This window comes from Stieleria mannarensis, assembly GCF_014154935.1.
GTDB classification, from domain to species: Bacteria; Planctomycetota; Planctomycetia; order Pirellulales; family Pirellulaceae; genus Stieleria; species Stieleria mannarensis.
In genome coordinates, this window is sequence record NZ_JACEHH010000048.1 from 19,240 (window position 1) to 38,870 (window position 19,631).

Below are 19,631 nucleotides of genomic sequence, written 5' to 3' on the forward strand. Positions count from 1 at the left end.
GCCTATACTACAGCGGATTGACAGGCTGGAAGCGTATCCCACAGCGGATTGACAGGCTGGAAGCCTATCCTACAGCGGATTGACAGGCTGGAAGCCTATCCCACAGCGGATTGACAGGCTGGAAGCCTATCCCACAGCGGATTGACAGGCTGGAAGCCTATCCCACAGCAGAGGTGAATCCATGTTTCAACCACCGGTTTTTACTCGGCGTCAGTCGATCGCCGCCGCCGTTTCGATCGGTGGGACGATCGGGATCAGCCCCCTGATGCGATCGATCGCGGCCGTCGCTGCGGAGGAGCCTGCAAACGACCAGCGGCATTGCGTGTTGCTGTGGATGTCCGGCGGCCCCAGCCAGATCGACACGTTCGACATGAAACCCAAACACAACAACGGTGGGGCGTTTGAAGAGATCGCGACCTCGGTCCCGGGGCTGCGATTCAGCGAACACCTTCCAAAACTGTCCGGCCAGGCGGATCGGCTGGCGATCTTGCGCGGCATGTCGACCAAGGAAGGCGATCACGAGCGGGGGACGACTGTGATGCGCACCGGTCACGCCCTCGGTGGTCCGGTCCGCTACCCGGCGATCGGATGTTCGCTTTCAAAATCGCTGCGGAACCCCGTGTCCAAACTGCCCCACTACGTCACGATCGCGCCGGGCCCGTTCGCACGCAGTTCGCTAAGCCCAGGTTTTCTGGGACCGAAGTACGCGGCGACGTCGGTCAGCGTTTCCGGGCCGCCGGGCAGTGACAATTTCGCAGCGTTGCGTGTCGATCATTTGCAACCGCATCCGCAGGTCGATGCCCCGCGTTTCCAGCGCCGATTGGCCCTTTGGGAATCAATGCAGGCGACATTCTTACAGACCCGGGATACGCCAAACGTCGTCGCGCACGACACCGTGTACCGATCGGCCATCGACATGCTCGGCAGCGACGCCAAAGATGCGTTTGACCTGACCGGAGAACCGGACGTCGTCCGCCAGGCCTACGGAAGCGGCACGTTCGGACAAGGATGCTTGATGGCCAGACGTTTGATCGAACGTGGCGTGCCGCTGGTCGAAGTGACGTTGGGCGACGGATTGGGCTGGGACACGCATGCGAACAACTTTGACCAGGTCAAACGACTGAGCGAACAACTGGATGTGGGATGGTCGACGCTGATGACCGAGTTGGCCGATCGAGGGCTGTTGGAAAAAACAACGATCTTGTGGGCGGGTGAATTCGGACGCACGCCCGCGATCAATTCCAACGGCGGGCGAGACCATTTCCCCCAAGCGTTTTCGTGTGTGCTGGCCGGCGGAGGGATCGCCGGTGGCCAAGCCTATGGCGCCACCAGCGCCGACGGCATGGAAGTGACTGACGGAAAGATCGACCAGCAAGACCTGCTGGCGACGCTCTGCGCGGCGTTGGGAGTCGACCCGGCCAGCGAGAACATCGCCGAAGGCGGCCGGCCGATCGCGATCTCCGAAGGAAGCCCGATCCGGCAGGTGTTGCTGTGATTTTTTTCGTCTCACACGGGAACGTTGACGTGGTTACGCTCGCCAGAGCGTGGATTACAGCGGGGATCCACCTTCTGGCGAAGGCAGCGACGGTGCTGAAGAAATGCATCAGCGTACAGTCGATTGTTTTTCCAATCCTTCTCGGACTCTCTGGATGCGATCGTACGCCCGATCCGCCGCCGACCAAGACGATCGCGGCGCCCATAGTGACAGAAGAGCCCACCATCGTGACATCGGCAAGTGCGCCACCGGAGTCTGAACCGGAAGTCGAACAACAGGCAAGCGACGAAAGCGATCGAAACGACGATGCAGCCGACGCAGATCCGATCGCCGCCGATCCCGCAACCAAGTCCCCCCAGACCAACGAGAACCCGACCGCATCGTCCGAAGTCGAAACCACCCCGGACGCCTCTTCGTCAGAACAAACCGCAAACGAGACAACCCCAACGCCCGCATCCGCGTACCGTCTTTGGATCCCGACGTCCAAGGGGCCGCTGTTGGTCGGCTTGAACGTCCTGATCGACGATCAACCACTGCGTGATGCCTTCGATCAAAAACTGGCGATGGTGCGAAAGGAGATTGCAGCGACAACGCATCAACCACCGACCTGGGATCAGCTCTTGGAACACGTTTCCGGCGACGCGGCGACCTTCGGGCAGACAGCGTCTCGCGTCAATGGTCAGAAACAATCGCTCATCAAACGCTACGATCGCAACAAAGACCAGCGGGTCGATGATCAGGAGTTCGTACGATTCCTGTTTCGCGAGTCCAACGCCAATGGCGAATTCCGGCTGTTCGGAACCGACGCCTTTCGATGGTCCAATCGCAGTGAATCGCCGCTGTTTTCCGCCATCGATCGAAATCAGGATCGAAAGCTCGATGCGACCGAGATCGACCTGGCCGCCGAAGCGTTGCTGCGGGAGATCGACACCAATGCCGACCAGTGCATCGACTTTGCCGAATCATCGCGGGAACGCCAAAGCGACGACAATGCCTGGCGGCGCAACCAGTCCAACCGCCAAGGCAACGTCGCGATGGATCTGGCCGGGTTCGTCAACTGGTCCAATTTGTCCTATGCGATGGGCGGCATGCTTGAAGAGGCTGCCGTTTTTGGTCCGACCAATCCGGTCCGGTCGATCGACGCGAATCAGGACCAGTGGATTTCGACGGAGGAAGCGGAATCGGTGCTGGGGCTCGATCCGGCGTTCACAATCACCGTCCGTTTCGACAGCGCCGATCCGGTCGTCTCGACGGTGGTGACGCTGCCAGGCTCGGCTAACGAAGCGACACGAATCGAACAGGAGACCGATCGCTGTTGGATCGTCGGCGAACCGTTCCAAGTCGGTATCGTGACATCGGATATTTCGACAACGGGAAACCGAATTCCGCGTGAGGTCTTTCGACAGTTGGATGCCGACAACAGCGGTGCGATCGACGAGGAGGAGCTTCCCGAAGCAGCCAAGAAGCAATTTCCGTTGGACCAGTTGGATGCAGACGGAGACGGCAAGTTGAGTTTCATGGAAATCAATCAAACGCTCGGTCAGAAGCAATCGATCTGGAACGTTCAGGTCCGCGGCCGAGCGGCAGAGCACCCCGATGGTGTGTTTGCCTGGCTGGATCGGGACCACGATCAGTTCCTGTCCCATCGCGAAATCGTCTCGGCGCCTGCGCGATTGCAAACTCTGGTCGACGAAACCGGTACGGTGCCGGCGAGGACCATCCCGGACACGCTGATGATCCAGTTTTGTCGCGGCCAACCGGATCAAGACGAGATGCGATTCCAGATCAAGCAAGCGAATTCGGCCGAAACCGATTCGCGTCCCCGTTGGGCGATTCGCATGGATGCCAATCGAGACGGGGATGTCTCGGAGAACGAATTCATCGGCCCGCTCGAAGTCTTCCGCGAACTCGATGCCGACGAGGATCGTTTTCTGTCGGCGGTGGAGGTGCAGTAGTGGGGCAGCGTTCCGGCAACGTCGCTACGCTCGCCAGAGCGTGGAGAGCACGCGGCTGGCAACTCGATCCATACGCACCAAGTAAAGACGCGATGTCACGAAACAATGGAAGACCCCCTCCCTTCCGGGACGTTAAATCTATAGCGGGTGAATTTCACGTTGCGTTGCGTGAAGCAATTCCAACACAACCGCGTCGCGGTTGCTTACCCCAAGCTTGCGATCGCGTCGTTCAGGGTGGCACTCGGTCGCATCGCGGCACTGGCTTTTTCGCGATCCGGTTCGTAGTAGCCTCCCAGGTCGACCGGTTTGCCTTGGGCGGCGGCGAGTTCCTCGACCACCTTGGACTCGCCGTCACGCAATGCCTTGGCCACGGGGGCGAAGGCCGCAGCGAGTTCGGCGTCTTTCGTTTGGGCGGCTAAAGCTTCGGCCCAGTAGAGCGCCATGAAGAAGTGGCTGCCCCGGGTGTCGAGCTCTCCGACGCCGCGTTTGGGGGATTTGTCGTTGGCCAGGAATTGATCGGTCGCCTCGTCCAGCGTTTCAGCCAGCACGGCGATTTTCTCGTTGCCGGACTTACGGGCCAAGTCTTCCAGGGAAACCGCCAGGGCGAGGAATTCACCGAGCGAATCCCAGCGCAAGTGGCCTTCGGAAACGAATTGCTGGACATGCTTGGGGGCCGATCCACCGGCGCCGGTTTCAAACAGGCCTCCACCGGCCAGCAACGGAACGATCGACAGCATCTTGGCGCTGGTGCCCAGTTCCAGGATCGGAAACAAATCGGTCAGGTAATCCCGCAACACGTTGCCGGTCACGGCGATCGTGTCCTGGCCTTCGCGGGCACGCTCGCAAGCGTGTCGCGTGGCGTCGACGGTGTTCATGATTTGGACATCCAATCCGTCGGTGTCGTGGTCTGCCAGATACTGGTTCACCTTTTTGATCAGGTTGGCATCATGACCACGCTGGTCGTCCAGCCAGAAGATGGCGGGCGCGCCGGTCAGCCGTGCGCGTTGGACGCCCAAGCGGACCCAGTCACGGATCGCCACGTCCTTGGTTTGACACATCCGCCAGATGTCGCCGGCCTGAACCGCGTGCTCGAAGACCACGGTTCCGGAGTCGTCTGTGACCACAACCGTTCCGTCGGAGGGAATCTCGAACGTCTTGTCGTGCGAGCCGTATTCTTCCGCCTTCTTGGCCATCAGTCCGACGTTGCTGACCGAGCCCATCTTGGTGACATCAAAGGCACCGTGTTCTTTGCAGAATTCAATCACGGTTTGATAGACGCCGGCGTAGCATCGGTCCGGGATCAGCGCTTTGGTCGGGTGCAGTTTCCCGTCCGGGCCCCACATCATTCCCGAGCTGCGAATGGCGGCGGGCATGGACGCGTCGATGATCACGTCGCTGGGCACGTGCAGGTTGGTGATGCCGCGGTCGGAGTCGACCATGGCCAGCGAGGGGCCGTTCTGATAGGTCGCTTGCAGGTCGGCGCGAATCGCGTCGGCATCGGATTCGGCCAGATCGTTCAGCTTGGCTTCCAGGCCTCCGACGCCGTTGTTCGGGTTGACGCCCAGCTTGGCGAAGGTGTCGGCATGTTTTTTGAACACGTCGGCAAAGTAAACGTTGACCGCGTGTCCGAACAGGATCGGATCGGAAACCTTCATCATCGTTGCTTTCAGGTGCAACGAGAGCAAGATTCCCGATTGACGCGCGTCGGCGATTTGGGCTTCGTAAAACGCCCGCAGTTTCTGGACGCTCATGACGGCCGCGTCGACGACTTCGCCGTCATCGACGCTGACCGGTGATCGCAGTGCGGTGCGTGATCCGTCGGCGGCGACCAGTTCGATCTTCAACGACCCGGCCTTTTCGATCACCGCTGATTTTTCGCTGCCGTAAAAGTCGCCTTCGGTCATGTGGGCCACGTGCGACGGCGAATCGACGGTCCACTCGCCCATCGAGTGAGGATGGGCTTTGGCATAGTTTTTCACTGCGGTCGCGACACGCCGATCCGAGTTGCCTTCGCGGAGCACGGGGTTGACGGCGCTGCCAAGGACCTTGGCGTAGCGGGCGCGGGTTTCTATTTCGGCGTCCGTTTGCGGATCGCTGGGGAAATCGGGCACGTCGTAGCCGGCAGCCTGCAGTTCGGCGATCGCCGCGGTCAATTGAGGAATCGAGGCGCTGATGTTGGGCAGCTTGATGATGTTCGCGTCGGGTGTCTTGGCCAGTTCACCTAACAGCGTCAAAGCGTCTTCGCGTTTTTGGGCGTCGCTCAGCGATTCGGGAAAATTTGCCAGGATTCGGCCGGCCAGCGAGATGTCTTTGGTGGGCACCGACACGCCCGCCTTGCCGGCAAACGCCCGAACGATCGGCAACCAGGACAGGGTCGCAAGCGCGGGAGCTTCGTCGGTGTAGGTGTAAACGATGCTCGGTGCAGAATCACTCATGGTCGTATCGATTGGCAGTGGGTAGGCGGATCGGCGGGCAAGAAAACGCGGCGGATGCCACCAAAAAATTAACAAGCGCAGGTGAAATTGTCACCGGTGCATCAATTCGCCGCGTCGGCGGGGGGCGGCAGGAACTGAAGACCCAACCCTCCCCCGCGAGGGCATGTAGTTTTCGGGAATTCACCCTCCCTGGCAGAGGTCGTGCGGTTTTTAACCTCTGACTTAACAGTCGTTTACGACTTCACCCTCCCCTCGCTGCGCTCGACCCTCCCAGCCAGGGAGGGTCAATTCCAGAAAACCGCGCGACGTCGGCAGGGAGGGTGAATTCGACTCAGCGATGAATCGCCCGCTTCGTCAACTCACCCCAGATCGATCAGACTTTCGCCGGTCATTTCGGCGGGCTTTTCCAGTCCCATCAGGGCCAGGACGGTCGGTGCGATGTCGGCCAAACGACCTCCGCTGCGCAGCGTCTTGCCCTCCAAGCCAGGTTCGACCACGATCAGCGGGACGTCGTAGGTGGTGTGCGCGGTGTGCGGGCCGCCGGTTTCGGGATTGATCATCTGTTCGCAGTTGCCGTGGTCGGCGGTGATCACCAGCGATCCCCCGGCGGCCAAGGTCGCGTCGACGATCCTGCCGACACAGGCGTCCACTGTTTCAACCGCTTTGACCGCCGCCTGCAAGACTCCCGTGTGGCCGACCATGTCGCCGTTGGCAAAGTTGACGATGATCATCTCGCTGCGACCGGACTGGATTTCCTTGAGCACGTACTCGGTCACTTCCGCGGCCGACATCTCGGGTTTCTGGTCATAGGTCGAAACGTCGCGCGGCGATTGGGCCATTTCCTGGTTCTGGCCGGGAAAGGGATCGTCGCGGTAATCGTTGAAGAAGAACGTGACGTGCGGGTACTTTTCGGTTTCCGCACAACGGAACTGATGCAGCCCCAGGTCGCTGACGTATTGTCCTAGGATGTTCGGCATCTTGGGCGGCTTTTCGAAGATGACGTTGACCGGCAACCCGGTCTCATAGCCGGTCATCGTGGCGTAGTACAGGTTGTCGACCTTGGTGCCCCGATCGAAGCCGCCGCCGGGAATCTCCGCCCACGCTTTGTCGTCGTAAACGAACGCCTTGGTGATTTCACGGGTGCGGTCGCCGCGGTAATTGATGAACACCACCGCGTCGCCGTCGCTGATCGTCGCGGCCGCTCCGCCCGGGGGCACGATCGACGTCGCTTCGATGAATTCATCGCCGCTGCGACTCGGTTCGGTCGGATTGTCGTAATAGGATTGAATCGCCTCGGCAGCCGACGCCGCCGTCCGCTCGGCGCCCTTGGTCAAGGCGTCATAGGCGGTTTGCACCCGTTCCCAGCGGAGGTCGCGGTCCATCGCATAGAAACGCCCGACGACCGTTCCGATCCGTCCCACGCCGGACTGATCCAGTTTGTCTTGAACTTGTTGCACGTAGCCCAAGCCGCCCGTCGGCGAGGTGTCGCGTCCGTCGGTGATCGCGTGCACGACCAACCGGTCCGCCGGCAATCCGCTGTCCTTGTACAAGTCGACGACGGCCAGCGCGTGTTCCAAATCGCTGTGGACACGGCCATCGGACATCAATCCAAGGATGTGCAGCTTGCCGCCGGTCTTGCGAATGTGCTCCAGCGTCCCCAGCAAGACCTCGTTCTTAAAGAATGCCCCTTCGCGGATCGAACGCGTGATTCGCATCACTTCCTGGTCCACGATTCGTCCGGCGCCGATGTTCTGGTGGCCGACTTCGCTGTTGCCCATCACGCCGGCGGGCAACCCGACGTCTTCGCCGGAGGTTTTGATCAGCACGTTGGGGTACTGCTGCATCAGGGCGTCGGAGACCGGGATCTTGGCCTGGACGACGGCGTTGGCCTTGTCCCACTCCGGGAAAGGGTTCTCGCCCCAGCCATCACGGACAATCAAAACGACAGGTTTGCGGCGAACTTCGGTCATGATTCAGTGGGCGAGTGGATTCTGGAGGCGACGGGGCGTGTGAATAAGAAGGAGGCTGACGTGCCGCAGGGCGGCGGACGCGGGCGGTATGTCCTTCGGTGTGCAGACAGAATGTTAGCCCAGACCGGGCGTCCTCCAAAGTGGGTCACTATCCCGGTGGGCGTGGCTTGGGTTGGCGTCTAGGATTCCGTCGCGTCTTCATCCTGGGATAAGCCGATTCATCCGTCATCTTTTGCTTCCGATCCCCAAATGCCGCTGATCCGTCTGGAATCTTCCGAAACTTCTGTGCCGCCGGCGCTAGCCGCGTCGCTCGAATCGGCGCGCGACACTTTCGTCGACGCTGATGCGGTCGATTTCGACGTCGAGGCGAATTTGTGTCCGCGGCTGCCGGCGGATCTGCCGTTCTTTGCCCTGCCCGAACAACAGTTGCTGGCGTACGAAAAACACCGCGAGACAAGTGAACTGGGACACATCTTTCGCATCGCCAACGGATTGCACGACCACATCGACGCGGTGGTGATGACCGGGGCCGGTGGAGGCTTCCTGGGGGCTCGCGCGATCGCCGCGGCTTGTTGCGACCCGTATCACAACGAAACCACTCGTGCCGCTCGCGGTAGCAAACCGCGAATTTATTTCGCCGGCGATGAATTGGACAACGATCAGTTGCAATCCTTGATCGGCCGATTGTCCGCCGGCGGGTACGGTGACGGAGCCGCCGAAGGGACTTGGGCGATCATCGCGGCCGATGCCGCCGGGCATTCTGATTCGCCGCGGTATGTGCGGGATCATTTGATCGAGTTGCTGCGGACCAGCACGCCATCGATCGCCCCCGAGCTTCGCGCACGGTTGGTCACCGCAATCGGCCCCAGCAGCAACCCGTCAAGTGGTCCGATCGCGCAGCATCTTGCCTCGCTGGGGTTCGACCAATCGTTGCGTGTGCCCGCTGCGGTCGCGAATCGTAACAGTGTGTTCACTCCAATGGGGCTGCTCTCTTCTGCGTTCTTAGGCCTGGACTGCATCCAGTTGCTGGTCGGGGCCGCGGCGATCAACGAGAACTTTCGCAAGGAGCCGTTTGACCAGAACCTGGTGCTGCGGTTTGTGGCAGCCAATCGGGCGGCGGCGAAGGGCGATGACCGACCGGCGGGGTGCAAACGTTTCTTTGCTTGGTGGGCCCGCAGCCTGGACGGATTTCAGGATTGGATTCGTTGTCTGCATCCCGATCATTGGCCGTTGGACGTGGCGACCGAGTCCGGCCGGTCGGTGTTAACCGCGCAGCTGGAATCGGAGTGTCTTCGTCGCGATTCATTGGTCTGCAATCACATCGAAGTGGCGGCGATCCGCACCGACCCGCTGCCGGTCACGCCGGGACAAGCTCTGCGTCGTGGCGATGATTCCGAATCGGTTCGGCAGTTGCAACAACACTCCGCCGCGCGTGTCGACCAGCAGCTTTCCGCGTTCGGGATCCGGCAAAATCGAATCACCCTGCCGGTGATCGACACCCATTCGCTTGGCCAGTGGATGCAACTGATGATGCTCTCCGCGTCGATCGAGTCCGTGATGGAAGCCAACCCGTCCAGCCACGGCACCAAGTAACGACGAAATCCTCCCTGGCAGAGGTTCTGCGGTCTTTAAGTCATTGCTGGCTAAGGGTTTCGTCAACTTCCCCGGTCCCCCCAGAACCACAGGGTGGTCAATACCCACGGATGGCAGCGCGAACCCACGGATGGAGTGCAGCCTGGGATCCGTGGGTTCGCGCTGCCATCGGTGGGCTCAGACGATTCCCCCTGACCTCCATCTCCAACGCAACGACAGGCTTGTGTTCCACGCTCTGGCGAGCGTCGCTACTGCGGGGCGTTCCGCGTCCCGGGGGTCTAAACGACGGCCCCGGTTTGGAGTACGCTTTCGCCTTCTCCTTGCCTGCCAGTTTCCCATCAAAACGGTTGACGCCCCCCATGTCCGCCATCGACGATTTGTTTGCCCGATTGAAGTCTGAACAGCGCAAGGCGTTGATGCCATTCATCACCGCGGGCGATCCGAGCATCGAGGCGACGGGCGTGATTCTGGAGCGATTGGCCGCTGCGGGCGCGGATCTGGCTGAAATCGGCATCCCCTACAGCGACCCGGTTGCCGATGGCCCGGTGATTCAGGCCTCGTATCAACGTGCGCTCGATCACGGATTTCGGCTTCAACAGGCGTTCCAATTGGGACAGGACAAGGCGGCGGGGCTGGGAATGCCGCTGGTGACGATGGTCAGCTACGCGATCATCTACCGCGTCGGGCTGCGGGAATACGTCCGGCGGGCCAAGGCGGCCGGCTACGCCGGGGCGATCGTTCCGGACTTGTTGGTCGAAGAGGCCGAGGAGTTATCCAAGATCTGTCGCGACGAAGATTTCAGCCTGATCCAACTGGTCACCCCCACCACGCCTCGCGAGCGTCAGGTCCAGATCGCGAATTCCTCCTCGGGGTTTCTGTACTACGTCTCGGTGACCGGCATCACGGGCGAACGGAACGAATTGCCCACCGATCTGCTGGAGAGTGTCCGTTGGTTGCGGGGACAGACCGAGTTGCCGATTTGCATCGGGTTCGGAATCAGCGGCGCGGACATCGCCGCCAAATTAGCTCCGGTGGCCGACGGGCTGATCGTCGGTTCGGCGGTCGTGCGTCGAATTGCCGAACATCAGGAGGCGGCGGACGCGGCCGATGCGGTGGCCAAATTCGTGGCCGAATTGCGGTCGGCGATCGATTCAGTGGCGTCTGCGGCAAGCTAGGCAATCTTTACGGCTTCGCACGCTTGATTCGACGGCAAAATCCGAAAAAACCTACCTGCTAGCAGGTGGAACCGCCGAAATCTACAGCAACACCGGTCCGACACGGATTTTCCGTAGGCGTTGTGCCACCCGTGATGGAGAGTCCCGCGAACGTCGCGGGCGGCTCTTGAGAACGTCACCGGCCGGAGCGATTTGGAACTGTAGGAGGCATTTCCCATGCGACGAAAGTATCTCGGATTGGCGATCGCTGCGATCACCGCGTTGGGCCCAGGTTCGGCCTTTGGCGGCGACAAAGAGATCGCCCAAGAAATCATGACCCGTTTGAAAGGCAACCGTGACTCCGGTGCCCTCAAAGACTTTACGCTTGACATGAAAGTGGATCAGGGCGTCGTCCTGTTCCGCGGCAGCGTCAGCGAGAACGAACAAAAACAGCTTGTCCTTGCAGCGGCCGAAGGCGTTGAAGGGATCACCAAGGTCGTCGACGAAGTCGCGATCAAGGCGGATTCCACGCCCGAAGTCGCCGCAGCGTCACAGCCCGCCGACAGCGACCAGTCGCTCCGCAACATGCTGACGACTGACCTGCTGCAGGCCGATGAGCTGACCGCCGAAGCTCCCCAGCGCGTCGCCGCGTTGGAGATCGCTCCGGGCCAAGTTCAACCGACCGCTGCGGTCGAATTGGCAGCCCCCGCCGGAATGAGCGACCAACAAGTCGTCGCCGGCGTCGTGCAAGCTCTCGGTGCAGCCCAAAAGGACGGCCGACTGAAGGGATTTGGCGTCGACGTCAAATGCCTGGACGGAATCGTTTCGATCGAAGGACGCGCCCGTTCGGCCGAACAACGCCAGCGAATCATTAGCATTGCGGAAGCCGCTCCCGGTGTTCAAGGTATCGACCAAGCGATCACCGTGATCGGCCAGCCCGCACCGGCACTCAGCCGCAACGGCGGTATCCCGGCCCAATTGGCCAGCAACCGGATGGCAGCGGTCAACGGGAACCAAGTCCCCGCCATGGCCGCACCGTACCAGACGAACCAGCCGGTTCCGATGGCACAAACCTCCGCCCCCGTCATGGGCGCGCCCGCCGCGGGCATGCCGATGCAGGGCACCCCGGTCGCCATGAACCATGGCATGGGCGTCGGAGCACCTCGCTATGACGCTCCCAACCTGCCCAATTACGCTTGGCCAGGCTACGCATCTTACCCGAACTACGCTGCGTTGACTTACCCTCAACAGTACAGCCCTTCGGCATGGCCTTACATCGGCCCGTTCTATCCCTACCCGCAAGTCCCGCTGGGATGGCGTAAGGTGTCACTGGAATGGGACGATGGATGGTGGTTCCTGGACTTCACCGATCGCTAAGGCGAAATCGGTCGATGGACAGAGACTCCAGCCACAGTTCTGGAAATCGCTGCCGCGGGGAACAAGACAGTTCCTCGCGGCTTTTTTTATGGCCGCACGAGCCGCGCCGTCAGTGGAACTGGCACGGGCCTAAGCGCTGGTGTCTAGCTGGACAGCGCCACTTTGAATCAGAAACACCAGGATTTGCGGGTTCGAGTTGATCGTACTCGTACTCAGACGTTTCGCCGGTACTCGTATCTCCTACTCGATCCGCAAGTTTCCCACGAGCTATCGAGTAGGAGTACGAGTACCACTTTGTTGAGTACGAGTACGACTGGCGTGAAACTCATCCCATCTACGACGGTGTTTCCGGCATTTTTTGAGCAAGTCGCCGTAAAGTGGCGCTGTCCAGCGAGCGTTTAGGCGATTCCCGGTCGCTGCTTCGCAGCGATAGTGGGCTAAAGCCTGAACACCAGCGCTTCGCTGTCCGAGGAAAGATAGAATCGCCGAGGGGTTGTGAAAGTCATCCACAGCGGCCGTCGGCCGTGCAACATTGCGGCCGTGAAACAGCACGCCACCCACGGAATCGGTAAAACTCCTGATTTACCCGCAAGATCCGCATAAGTTGACACGATAACTGTCTGTACAAGCGGAACCCAATCGCGCTAGAACGCGCGATCTCGTTATCGAACACCAGGGAAGGTTGCTCGGATGACCAACACGACGGACAGTCAATCAAACAACGCCGCCCAGGCAGAGCGTCTGGAATCGGCCATGAAAGGTGCGAGTGCCCTTTCGCCTCTCGCACGCAAAGTCAGCTTCGTCACGATGGCCTGCGTTGCCATCGGAATGACCGGATGCTACGGCGTCGGCACGAACTACAACCTGGGATTCCTAGGATTCCCGATCCCCGTTAGCCCGTATTATCAACACAAGGCTGAAGAGGAGTTCTGGAAGAAAGAACGCTACGACAGGGTTCCGATCCTGGGCCCGACCACCTCCGGTGGCGCCCCGGTCGCTTTGGATCCGCCCAGCGACGACGAAGTGATGCACGCGCTCGAAAGCGCCCGTCCCGTCCAAGGCGGCATCCCGTTGTTGTATGAAAAGCAACGCAACGACGTCCGGATCATCAAGGAAAAGATCGCCGACTACGTCGATCCGCCGCGGTTCTATCCGCTGATCGGACCGGCCCAACTGCACCACGCACACTACAAGTGCACGATCTACTTCGAAGAGAAGACCACGATCGGTTATCCCGTGCCGCACACGCTGCACGATCGCGAAGCCGTCGAAGTCGTCTACATCGACCACAACCACTTCCACATGGTGGGCGACGTCGAACCGTACACCACACCGGCACTGTAGCCCGATTCACCAAGGGTTCCGCTTCAAACGACAACGCCGGCTTTGCGATCCAATCGCGGAGCCGGCTTTTTTTGTTTGTGAAACGAGGGCAGCAACCAATGGCGCGGGCTTAACCGCTAGGAAATGAACTGGCCGATCGAGTAACAAGTGGTCGGCGGAGGGGGATCCGACGTCCTTTTTAGGTCGTCGCACAGAGCCCCTCGGGCGAGCACGCCTCACGGGCGACCGCCCAGAAGGGCGGTCGTACTTTCGAAAAGCGATCATCCTACGCGAGACGGCTATTCTCCCTCCGACCGCAACAACGCGATCACGTCGGCAACGTCTTGCGGTGACAATTCCTTTTCCAACCCGTCGGGCATCAACGATTTCCCCGATGCCCGCAGTTCTTCGATCTCCGACCGCAGCACCGTTTCGCGTTTGCCTTCGTTGGACAGCAGCGTGATGCTGCTGCCGGTCTCCGTCCCCAACAATCCGTTGCGGACGCGGCCGTCTTCGGTCAGCACCACGTAGGTCAGGTAGCGTGCCTCGACCGCGGCACTCGGGTCCAGGATGTTCGCCAACAGCACCTGCGGTCGTTTGTCGGTGATCGATGCCAGGTTGGGTCCGACGTCATGCCCAACTTGCCCCAGTCGATGACAGGCCGCACAGCTCTTGGCGAAGACCTTTTTGCCCCGGTCGGCATCGCCGGTCAGCGTCAACGCAGATTGGTAATCTTCGATCACACGCTTGCGATCCGGAGTCGTCGACGAAGCAAACATTTCGGTCCAACTCGCTCGCAGAGCTTTGTCTTTGGTCGCCAACAGGCGTTCACGAACCGCCGGGCCGATTTCTCCGATGGATACCTGTTGCGAACGCACCTCCGCCAACAACGCCGTACTCCATCCCTCGCGTCCGGCCAGGACATCAAGCACACGGGAGCGGACCGCCGGGCCAAACGACGACCAACCGCCCAGCAACGCGTCCGCAACCTGTGAAATGCGGTCATCGGACTGACGTTCGACGTCCTTCTCTGTCCGTTGACCTGCGTCATGCACACGGGGCGGACTTGCCAAGTGATCGACCACCGCAAGTTGCAACTCGATGGTCGAACGTGGAACCAACAAATCGGAAAGCCGTTGCAAATCATCGTCGAAAGATTCCTGCTGTCGCAACAATAGCCGCAACGACGCGGCGGCCGAAGGAGTCAAACTTTGCGGGCCGTCGGAGAGCACACGCCGCGCCCGCCGGATCGTTTGATCAATGGCTTGTTGATGTTGATCAGAGAGCTGCGCGATCGAAAAACGACGCTTGCCCAGTCCGTCCAGCAGATCCGCCAGACCTGAGATCTGCCACGGCGTGAGCGATTCATCCGCGACATCGCACAGCCTGGCCGTGACCAGACCGATCGCCCGGGCATCCCCCAACGCCGCGACCTGTGCGAACAAGATGGGCTGCAGCGTCCGTTTTGCGGTCGATGGGGCTGCAGCAAATTCCGTCCGGCTCAGAAACGCATCGAGCACATCGGCGATGTTCCGCTGGCTCAATGATCCCATCACGTTGGCAATCAGATACGCGTCGGCCATTGGATGGCTTGCCAGAGCGACCAGCGCCTCGGCCGCCCGCGAATCATCGTATTCTCCAAGTGTTGCGGCTAACTGTAGTCGCACCTTGGCGTTTTGGTCGTCGACAAGCGAGACGAGCTGGGCGATGTCAATGCGATGCTGTGCAGCCAACCGCACGGCTTGGCGGCGGACTCCCGCGTGCGGATCACGCAGCGCTGCCTGCAGGACGTCAGTGCTCAATGCCTGCATCCCATCGAGCGTGCACAGGGCTTGCAACCTCGATCGGGGACTTGCGTCCTTGGCGGTCATCGATTCCAAAATGGAAACCGCCGTCCGGTCGCCTGTGCGAACCAATTCACGCTGCGCCACGTCGCGTTGCCATCCGTTGGAGCTGGTCATCGCGGTCAGCAGTCCCTCGGTCGTCTTCTCGATCCTTGGCAATTTTGGATTCCCACCGGCCGGAACCACGCGATAGATCCGCCCATGGTTTTCGCCCAGCCGATAGTACGGACGCAGTTCATCCTTGCCGTTTTGCGGCAGCCACTGGGGGTGTTCGATCATGTAACGGTACATGTCGACCACCCACAACGCCCCATCAGGCCCGGTACGTACCATCACCGGCCGACACCAGCGGTCTTCACTGGCAAAAAAATCAACGACGTCTTCAGCCGGATCACGTCGGAACCCAAAGCTCGCACCGTCGTCGAAAATGATGTTGTGTTGGACCAAGTTGTGAAACGGTTCACAGGTAAATGCGTGTTGTTCGTCATCGCGACTGGAAAACAACAGGTCATCTCGATAGACCATTGCCGAACAGGCCGACGTAAATCTGCCGGACTGGTTGAAACTGTGAAACCGCTTCTGCAGTTGCGCCGCGGGGAGTACCGGCGGATTGACCGGCGTGACGACTTGATGCTTCGGATCCGGCGGCGCGAAGTGCGGATTGCGGCGAATGTCTTCGTCGGCCAAGACATAGTGCCAAAGCGGACGACTGTTCTGCACGCCGAACCAATTGCCCCAGTCATCGCGGTTGCGTCCGTACTGCGACGGCCCGCTCTGTGGATCGACCTCGCCGCTGTCGGGGCGAAAGCGGAAATCGCGGCTGCCGACTTGATAACTCTTGCCCGTGATCGCCGACGTGATCTGGTTGCCTTTGCCGTACCCCGAATGATGGCTGCCGCTGGCGCAGTGAACCCAATTGTCCAACCCCCAGCGCAATCCGTTCACGCGCAATTGTTGGTTGCCTTCCAAGAACCCATTCAACAGCGGTCGACGAACGTCCGCTTTGCCATCTCCGTTGCTGTCCTCTAAATACAGAATCTGGGGCGCGGCCGTCACCAACACGCCGTCGCCCCAAACCAGAATCCCGTTAGGAAAACTTAGTCCGTCGGTGAACAACGTGGATGTTTCGTAGCGTCCATCGCCATCACGATCCTCCAACACCCGAATCCGACCTCCCGGCTTGCCTTGACCGTCCATGCCCAGCGGATAGTCGGCCATTTCCACCACCCACAGTTTTCCATCGAGCCCCCATTCGATCGCAACGGGGTCTTTCAATTGTGGCTCGCTGGCGACCAATTGAACCTCGTATCCCTCGCGAACGTGGATGCGGTCCAGCGAATCGTCTGCGTCGGTTGGTGTCGGTTCCGCCGCGGCTTGGTCGGGTACCGAGGCAGCCACAGCGGTGGCCGGTTTGACGCCGGCAGCGACGAAATGCGAACGAGCTTCGTCACGCGAGAGTGGCCGGTCGTAGATCGCCACTTCCTCGATCATGCCTTGAAAGTTTGCAAAATTGTCGTTGCGGCCGCCGATTTGAAATTCGGAACATCCCCGCGGATAGGTCTTCGGCAACCGGCCGTCGACTTCCAGTTCTCCGTTCAGGAAGACCGTCACCTTTTCCCCATCGCGTGACAGGACCACATGATTCCAACTGCCGGGGACCAACAACGTCCGACCGCTGACCAGTTCGCTCCGTTCATTTCCGTTGAAGACTAATAAGCGACCGGTCGCGGCATAGGTCCCGCCGATGCCGAGGTTGTCGCCGGGAGCGCCGCTCGCGCCCTCGACACCGCGGGTCAGCAGGTATCCGGTGACCGGTCGGCTGGTGTTCGGCAACTCGTTGCGAAACCAGAATTCGACGCTGTATTGATCGCCCAGCTTCGACACGCCCGCCAAGACACGGCCGCCGGCAAAGTTAGGTGTGGTCGAACCCGGCTGACGCGGTCCAGCGTTGGGTTCATAGCGGCCATGGTTTCCCCCCACTATGTCGCGGGCCGTCTCGCGATTCTCGTCGTGCAGCCGCCAATAGGCCAGCGGGCTTGAGGCACGCACTTGGTCGGCGTAACGTTTCAGCGAATCGGCATCTGACGGCTTTTCGGCTTGCACGACCGGTCGCCGGGGACGCTGCGGCGGTTGCATGTTCGACGTGCGATACAGTTCGCTTGATTTGTCGGCCGACAACGGACGCGCGAACACCGCGACGTCATCCAGCTTGCCATCGAATTGTCCGAAGACCAATTCCGCCCTCGACGCCCCCGTCATCACTGACGACTCGACCTCCAGCTCTGGTTGATCTTTGCCGTCCAAATAAATCCTGACCCTATCCCCGTCACGGACCAACGTGACATGATGCCAAGCTTTGGTGGCAAGCGGAGTCGACGCGAGGTGTTGCTCGGCCCCCGCGCCGAACGCCAGCACGGACATTCCATGTTCATCACTGACGATCGACAAAACCTCCTGGGCAGCATCACTTCCTCGCGACACAAGTGTTCCCGACGGTTGCCCCTCTCCACCGGGCAATCCGTTCCAGAACCATAACGAAACGCTGTAATCGTCCGCCAGCGAATCAATGTTCGCATGCAACGATCCGCCGGCAAAATAAACGCTACGGTTGGTCGCGGCGCCGAAGCCACTCGCATCGGGCCCTGGAAGGTACAACGCCACGCCACCCTGGTACGTCGCGTGATGATTACCCATCGCGTCGGTCGCCCGGTCAACCACGATGTCGCTCAACCGCCAGTACGCGGTCGGTCGAGCTTGAATCACCGCGTGGGAATACGCGTTGGGCGGATCGATCGCCGGGCGGCGTTTCTTTCCCGAGACCGATTCCAATAGCGACAACACGCCCTCGACGATTTTGGGTTCTGCGTCGACCTCCAGTCCCGCCGTCCGCGCCGGCCAAGTCGTGTAGCCGCCCAAACGATGCTGTTCCGGCGGCGGGATGTAACCTTCGGCACCGTTGGCGAGTTCCAAGTTGAAGGTACCGGCGAGCGGACTTTGCTGTTTCAGTTTCAGCCCGGTGATGCCGTAGACTTCGTTCGGCAGTGCCGTGATCCCCAGTTCGCCGATCCGCACGGCTTGCAGGACGACTTCGGTTTCCGGGTTTTGGGAAATCCACTCGGCCTGTTGGGCATAGACTTCCTGACGATCCTTCGGTGGGCGATCGCCGCGTTTCTCGTTGTAGGTCTTGGCCCATGCCAGACGCTCCGCATCAGGAATGCGACGGCGAAGCTTCCTCCGCGTTTCGTCCATCGCGATCGTCAGGTCGGATCGATACTGGATGTCGTCGCATGCTGTCAGGACTTTTTCAGCAATCGACTTGGCATAGTCGGTCCGGTCGATCGGTCGATGGGGCTGGGCATAGTCCATCCAGTGAAGGTCGCCGCTGGTTCCTTGCGACATGATGCCGACAAAGGAACGTTCCACGTCGGCCGGTGAACCGAGTTTTTCCTCCAGCGAGCGCGCCACTTCGCCAAAGTAGTCCGCCGAAAAACCCGAACTGCTGCCGAAGTAGTGCATCGAGTAGTTGGCCATCAAACAGATCGGCGCGTCGTTTTCGGTCGCCACGGCACTCAGCACCGACAGCTGTGGATCGATCGGCCCGGCAGGGCTGACGTAGTCGGGGTTCAGATAGCCCGGATGCATCATCGCCCGCACCGTCGACGCGCCGAACGGGTCGTTTCGGATCCGATCGCCACGGGTGATCCAGCGCCGGCAATTCGTCAGCTCGGCCGCATCGACCGACGTCCAACCGATCTTGGCCGGTCGCATGTTCTGGTGCGCCTTCACAATCGCCTGGGCGACCTGCGGCACAAAAAAATCGACGTACGCTTCATCGCGGCTGGTGCCCAAGCAATACGACATCACCGACGGAGCCGAATGGGTGTGCGTGGCACTGATCAAAATGCGATTCGCCGGCAAACCGATCCTCTCGGCCACCTTCGCCTTGATGGCGTCGCAGATGTCGGTGGGGATCATGCAGGAATCGACGATCGCGATCGCAACCGTCTCGTCGCCCTCTCGCAGCACCAAGCAACGGGCGTGCAACGGATCGTCAACTCGATTCCAAACCGCCTGCAAAAACCCGCCGTTACGAATCGCCGGCAACGTCCGCGGTGAGATGTCCACCGATGCCGCACCGGCGGAGAGACCGTTGGCACTGGCGGCATCGTTTGCGCTGGCCGCATCGTTTGCGCTGATCAGCGCCGAGGAAATCAAGAACAACGGCAATAGCGCACCGAGCAAAGTTTTCATTGGATTCAAAACGATTGATCTGACAGGAAGGACCGCAAAGCGGTTGGTGCTGCACCAAGGTGGGGAGGGAAACGAGCAGCGAGATCGGGAGGGGACCATTGACGCCTGGTTGCGTCAACGCAGTATTGTACACACTACGCCGCCCAGCGCACGTTGGTGTTTAGCCTTTCGGCGACTCCCCACGTCGCTGCTCGGAACTTGAAATGTATTGCTGAGCAATACGCTTCACGTCGA

The 19,631-nt window shown here is 60.5% G+C and carries 9 protein-coding genes; 6 read left to right on the forward strand and 3 right to left on the reverse strand.

Annotation, left to right across the window (positions count from 1 at the left end):
* Positions 1-181 precede the first annotated feature (181 nt).
* Positions 182-1,495, forward strand: a complete 1,314-nt coding sequence (locus tag H1B37_RS25665) for a DUF1501 domain-containing protein (RefSeq protein ID WP_182870138.1) — start codon at positions 182-184, stop codon at positions 1,493-1,495.
* A gap of 227 nt (positions 1,496-1,722) precedes the next feature.
* Positions 1,723-3,450 (forward strand): EF-hand domain-containing protein, encoded by a 1,728-nt coding sequence (locus tag H1B37_RS34545; RefSeq protein WP_182870139.1) that lies wholly within the window; start codon positions 1,723-1,725, stop codon positions 3,448-3,450.
* 203 nt (positions 3,451-3,653) lie between these two features.
* Here the strand turns inward: H1B37_RS34545 and H1B37_RS25675 are convergent, their stop codons facing one another.
* Both H1B37_RS25675 and gpmI read right to left on the reverse strand, forming a co-directional pair.
* Entirely contained in the window at positions 3,654-5,885 is a 2,232-nt protein-coding gene (locus H1B37_RS25675) for an NADP-dependent isocitrate dehydrogenase (protein ID WP_182870140.1), read from the reverse strand.
* A gap of 359 nt (positions 5,886-6,244) precedes the next feature.
* Positions 6,245-7,855: a 2,3-bisphosphoglycerate-independent phosphoglycerate mutase gene (gpmI, locus tag H1B37_RS25680; RefSeq protein ID WP_182870141.1), complete on the reverse strand. Its 1,611-nt coding sequence runs from the start codon at positions 7,853-7,855 to the stop codon at positions 6,245-6,247.
* Between the two features lie 249 nt (positions 7,856-8,104).
* Between gpmI and H1B37_RS25685 the strand changes: the two genes are divergently transcribed.
* The 4 genes from H1B37_RS25685 (at position 8,105) to H1B37_RS25700 (ending at position 13,323) form a co-directional block, all read left to right on the forward strand.
* Complete coding sequence (locus tag H1B37_RS25685) at positions 8,105-9,448, forward strand: hypothetical protein (RefSeq protein WP_182870142.1); 1,344 nt, start codon at positions 8,105-8,107, stop codon at positions 9,446-9,448.
* 359 nt (positions 9,449-9,807) lie between these two features.
* Positions 9,808-10,623 (forward strand): tryptophan synthase subunit alpha, encoded by an 816-nt coding sequence (gene trpA, locus H1B37_RS25690; protein ID WP_182870143.1) that lies wholly within the window; start codon positions 9,808-9,810, stop codon positions 10,621-10,623.
* Between the two features lie 216 nt (positions 10,624-10,839).
* Entirely contained in the window at positions 10,840-11,979 is a 1,140-nt protein-coding gene (locus H1B37_RS25695; protein ID WP_182870144.1) for a BON domain-containing protein, read from the forward strand.
* 807 nt (positions 11,980-12,786) lie between these two features.
* Positions 12,787-13,323: a hypothetical protein gene (locus H1B37_RS25700; RefSeq protein ID WP_182870164.1), complete on the forward strand. Its 537-nt coding sequence runs from the start codon at positions 12,787-12,789 to the stop codon at positions 13,321-13,323.
* A gap of 278 nt (positions 13,324-13,601) precedes the next feature.
* On the opposite strand, the gene H1B37_RS25705 is transcribed toward H1B37_RS25700, so the two are convergent.
* Positions 13,602-19,397 (reverse strand): PVC-type heme-binding CxxCH protein, encoded by a 5,796-nt coding sequence (locus H1B37_RS25705; RefSeq protein ID WP_182870145.1) that lies wholly within the window; start codon positions 19,395-19,397, stop codon positions 13,602-13,604.
* Between the last annotated feature and the right edge of the window lie 234 nt (positions 19,398-19,631).

What these genes read in the sequence shown, in the direction of transcription:
- H1B37_RS25665 (WP_182870138.1), top strand. Translation starts at nt 182, where the DNA reads ATGTTTCAACCACCGGTTTTTACTCGGCGTCAGTCGATCGCCGCCGCC.
- H1B37_RS25700 (WP_182870164.1), top strand. Translation starts at nt 12,787, where the DNA reads ATGGCCTGCGTTGCCATCGGAATGACCGGATGCTACGGCGTCGGCACG.
- trpA (WP_182870143.1), top strand. Translation starts at nt 9,808, where the DNA reads ATGTCCGCCATCGACGATTTGTTTGCCCGATTGAAGTCTGAACAGCGC.
- H1B37_RS25705 (WP_182870145.1), bottom strand. Translation starts at nt 19,397, where the DNA reads ATGAAAACTTTGCTCGGTGCGCTATTGCCGTTGTTCTTGATTTCCTCG.
- H1B37_RS25685 (WP_182870142.1), top strand. Translation starts at nt 8,105, where the DNA reads ATGCCGCTGATCCGTCTGGAATCTTCCGAAACTTCTGTGCCGCCGGCG.
- H1B37_RS25675 (WP_182870140.1), bottom strand. Translation starts at nt 5,885, where the DNA reads ATGAGTGATTCTGCACCGAGCATCGTTTACACCTACACCGACGAAGCT.
- H1B37_RS25695 (WP_182870144.1), top strand. Translation starts at nt 10,840, where the DNA reads ATGCGACGAAAGTATCTCGGATTGGCGATCGCTGCGATCACCGCGTTG.
- gpmI (WP_182870141.1), bottom strand. Translation starts at nt 7,855, where the DNA reads ATGACCGAAGTTCGCCGCAAACCTGTCGTTTTGATTGTCCGTGATGGC.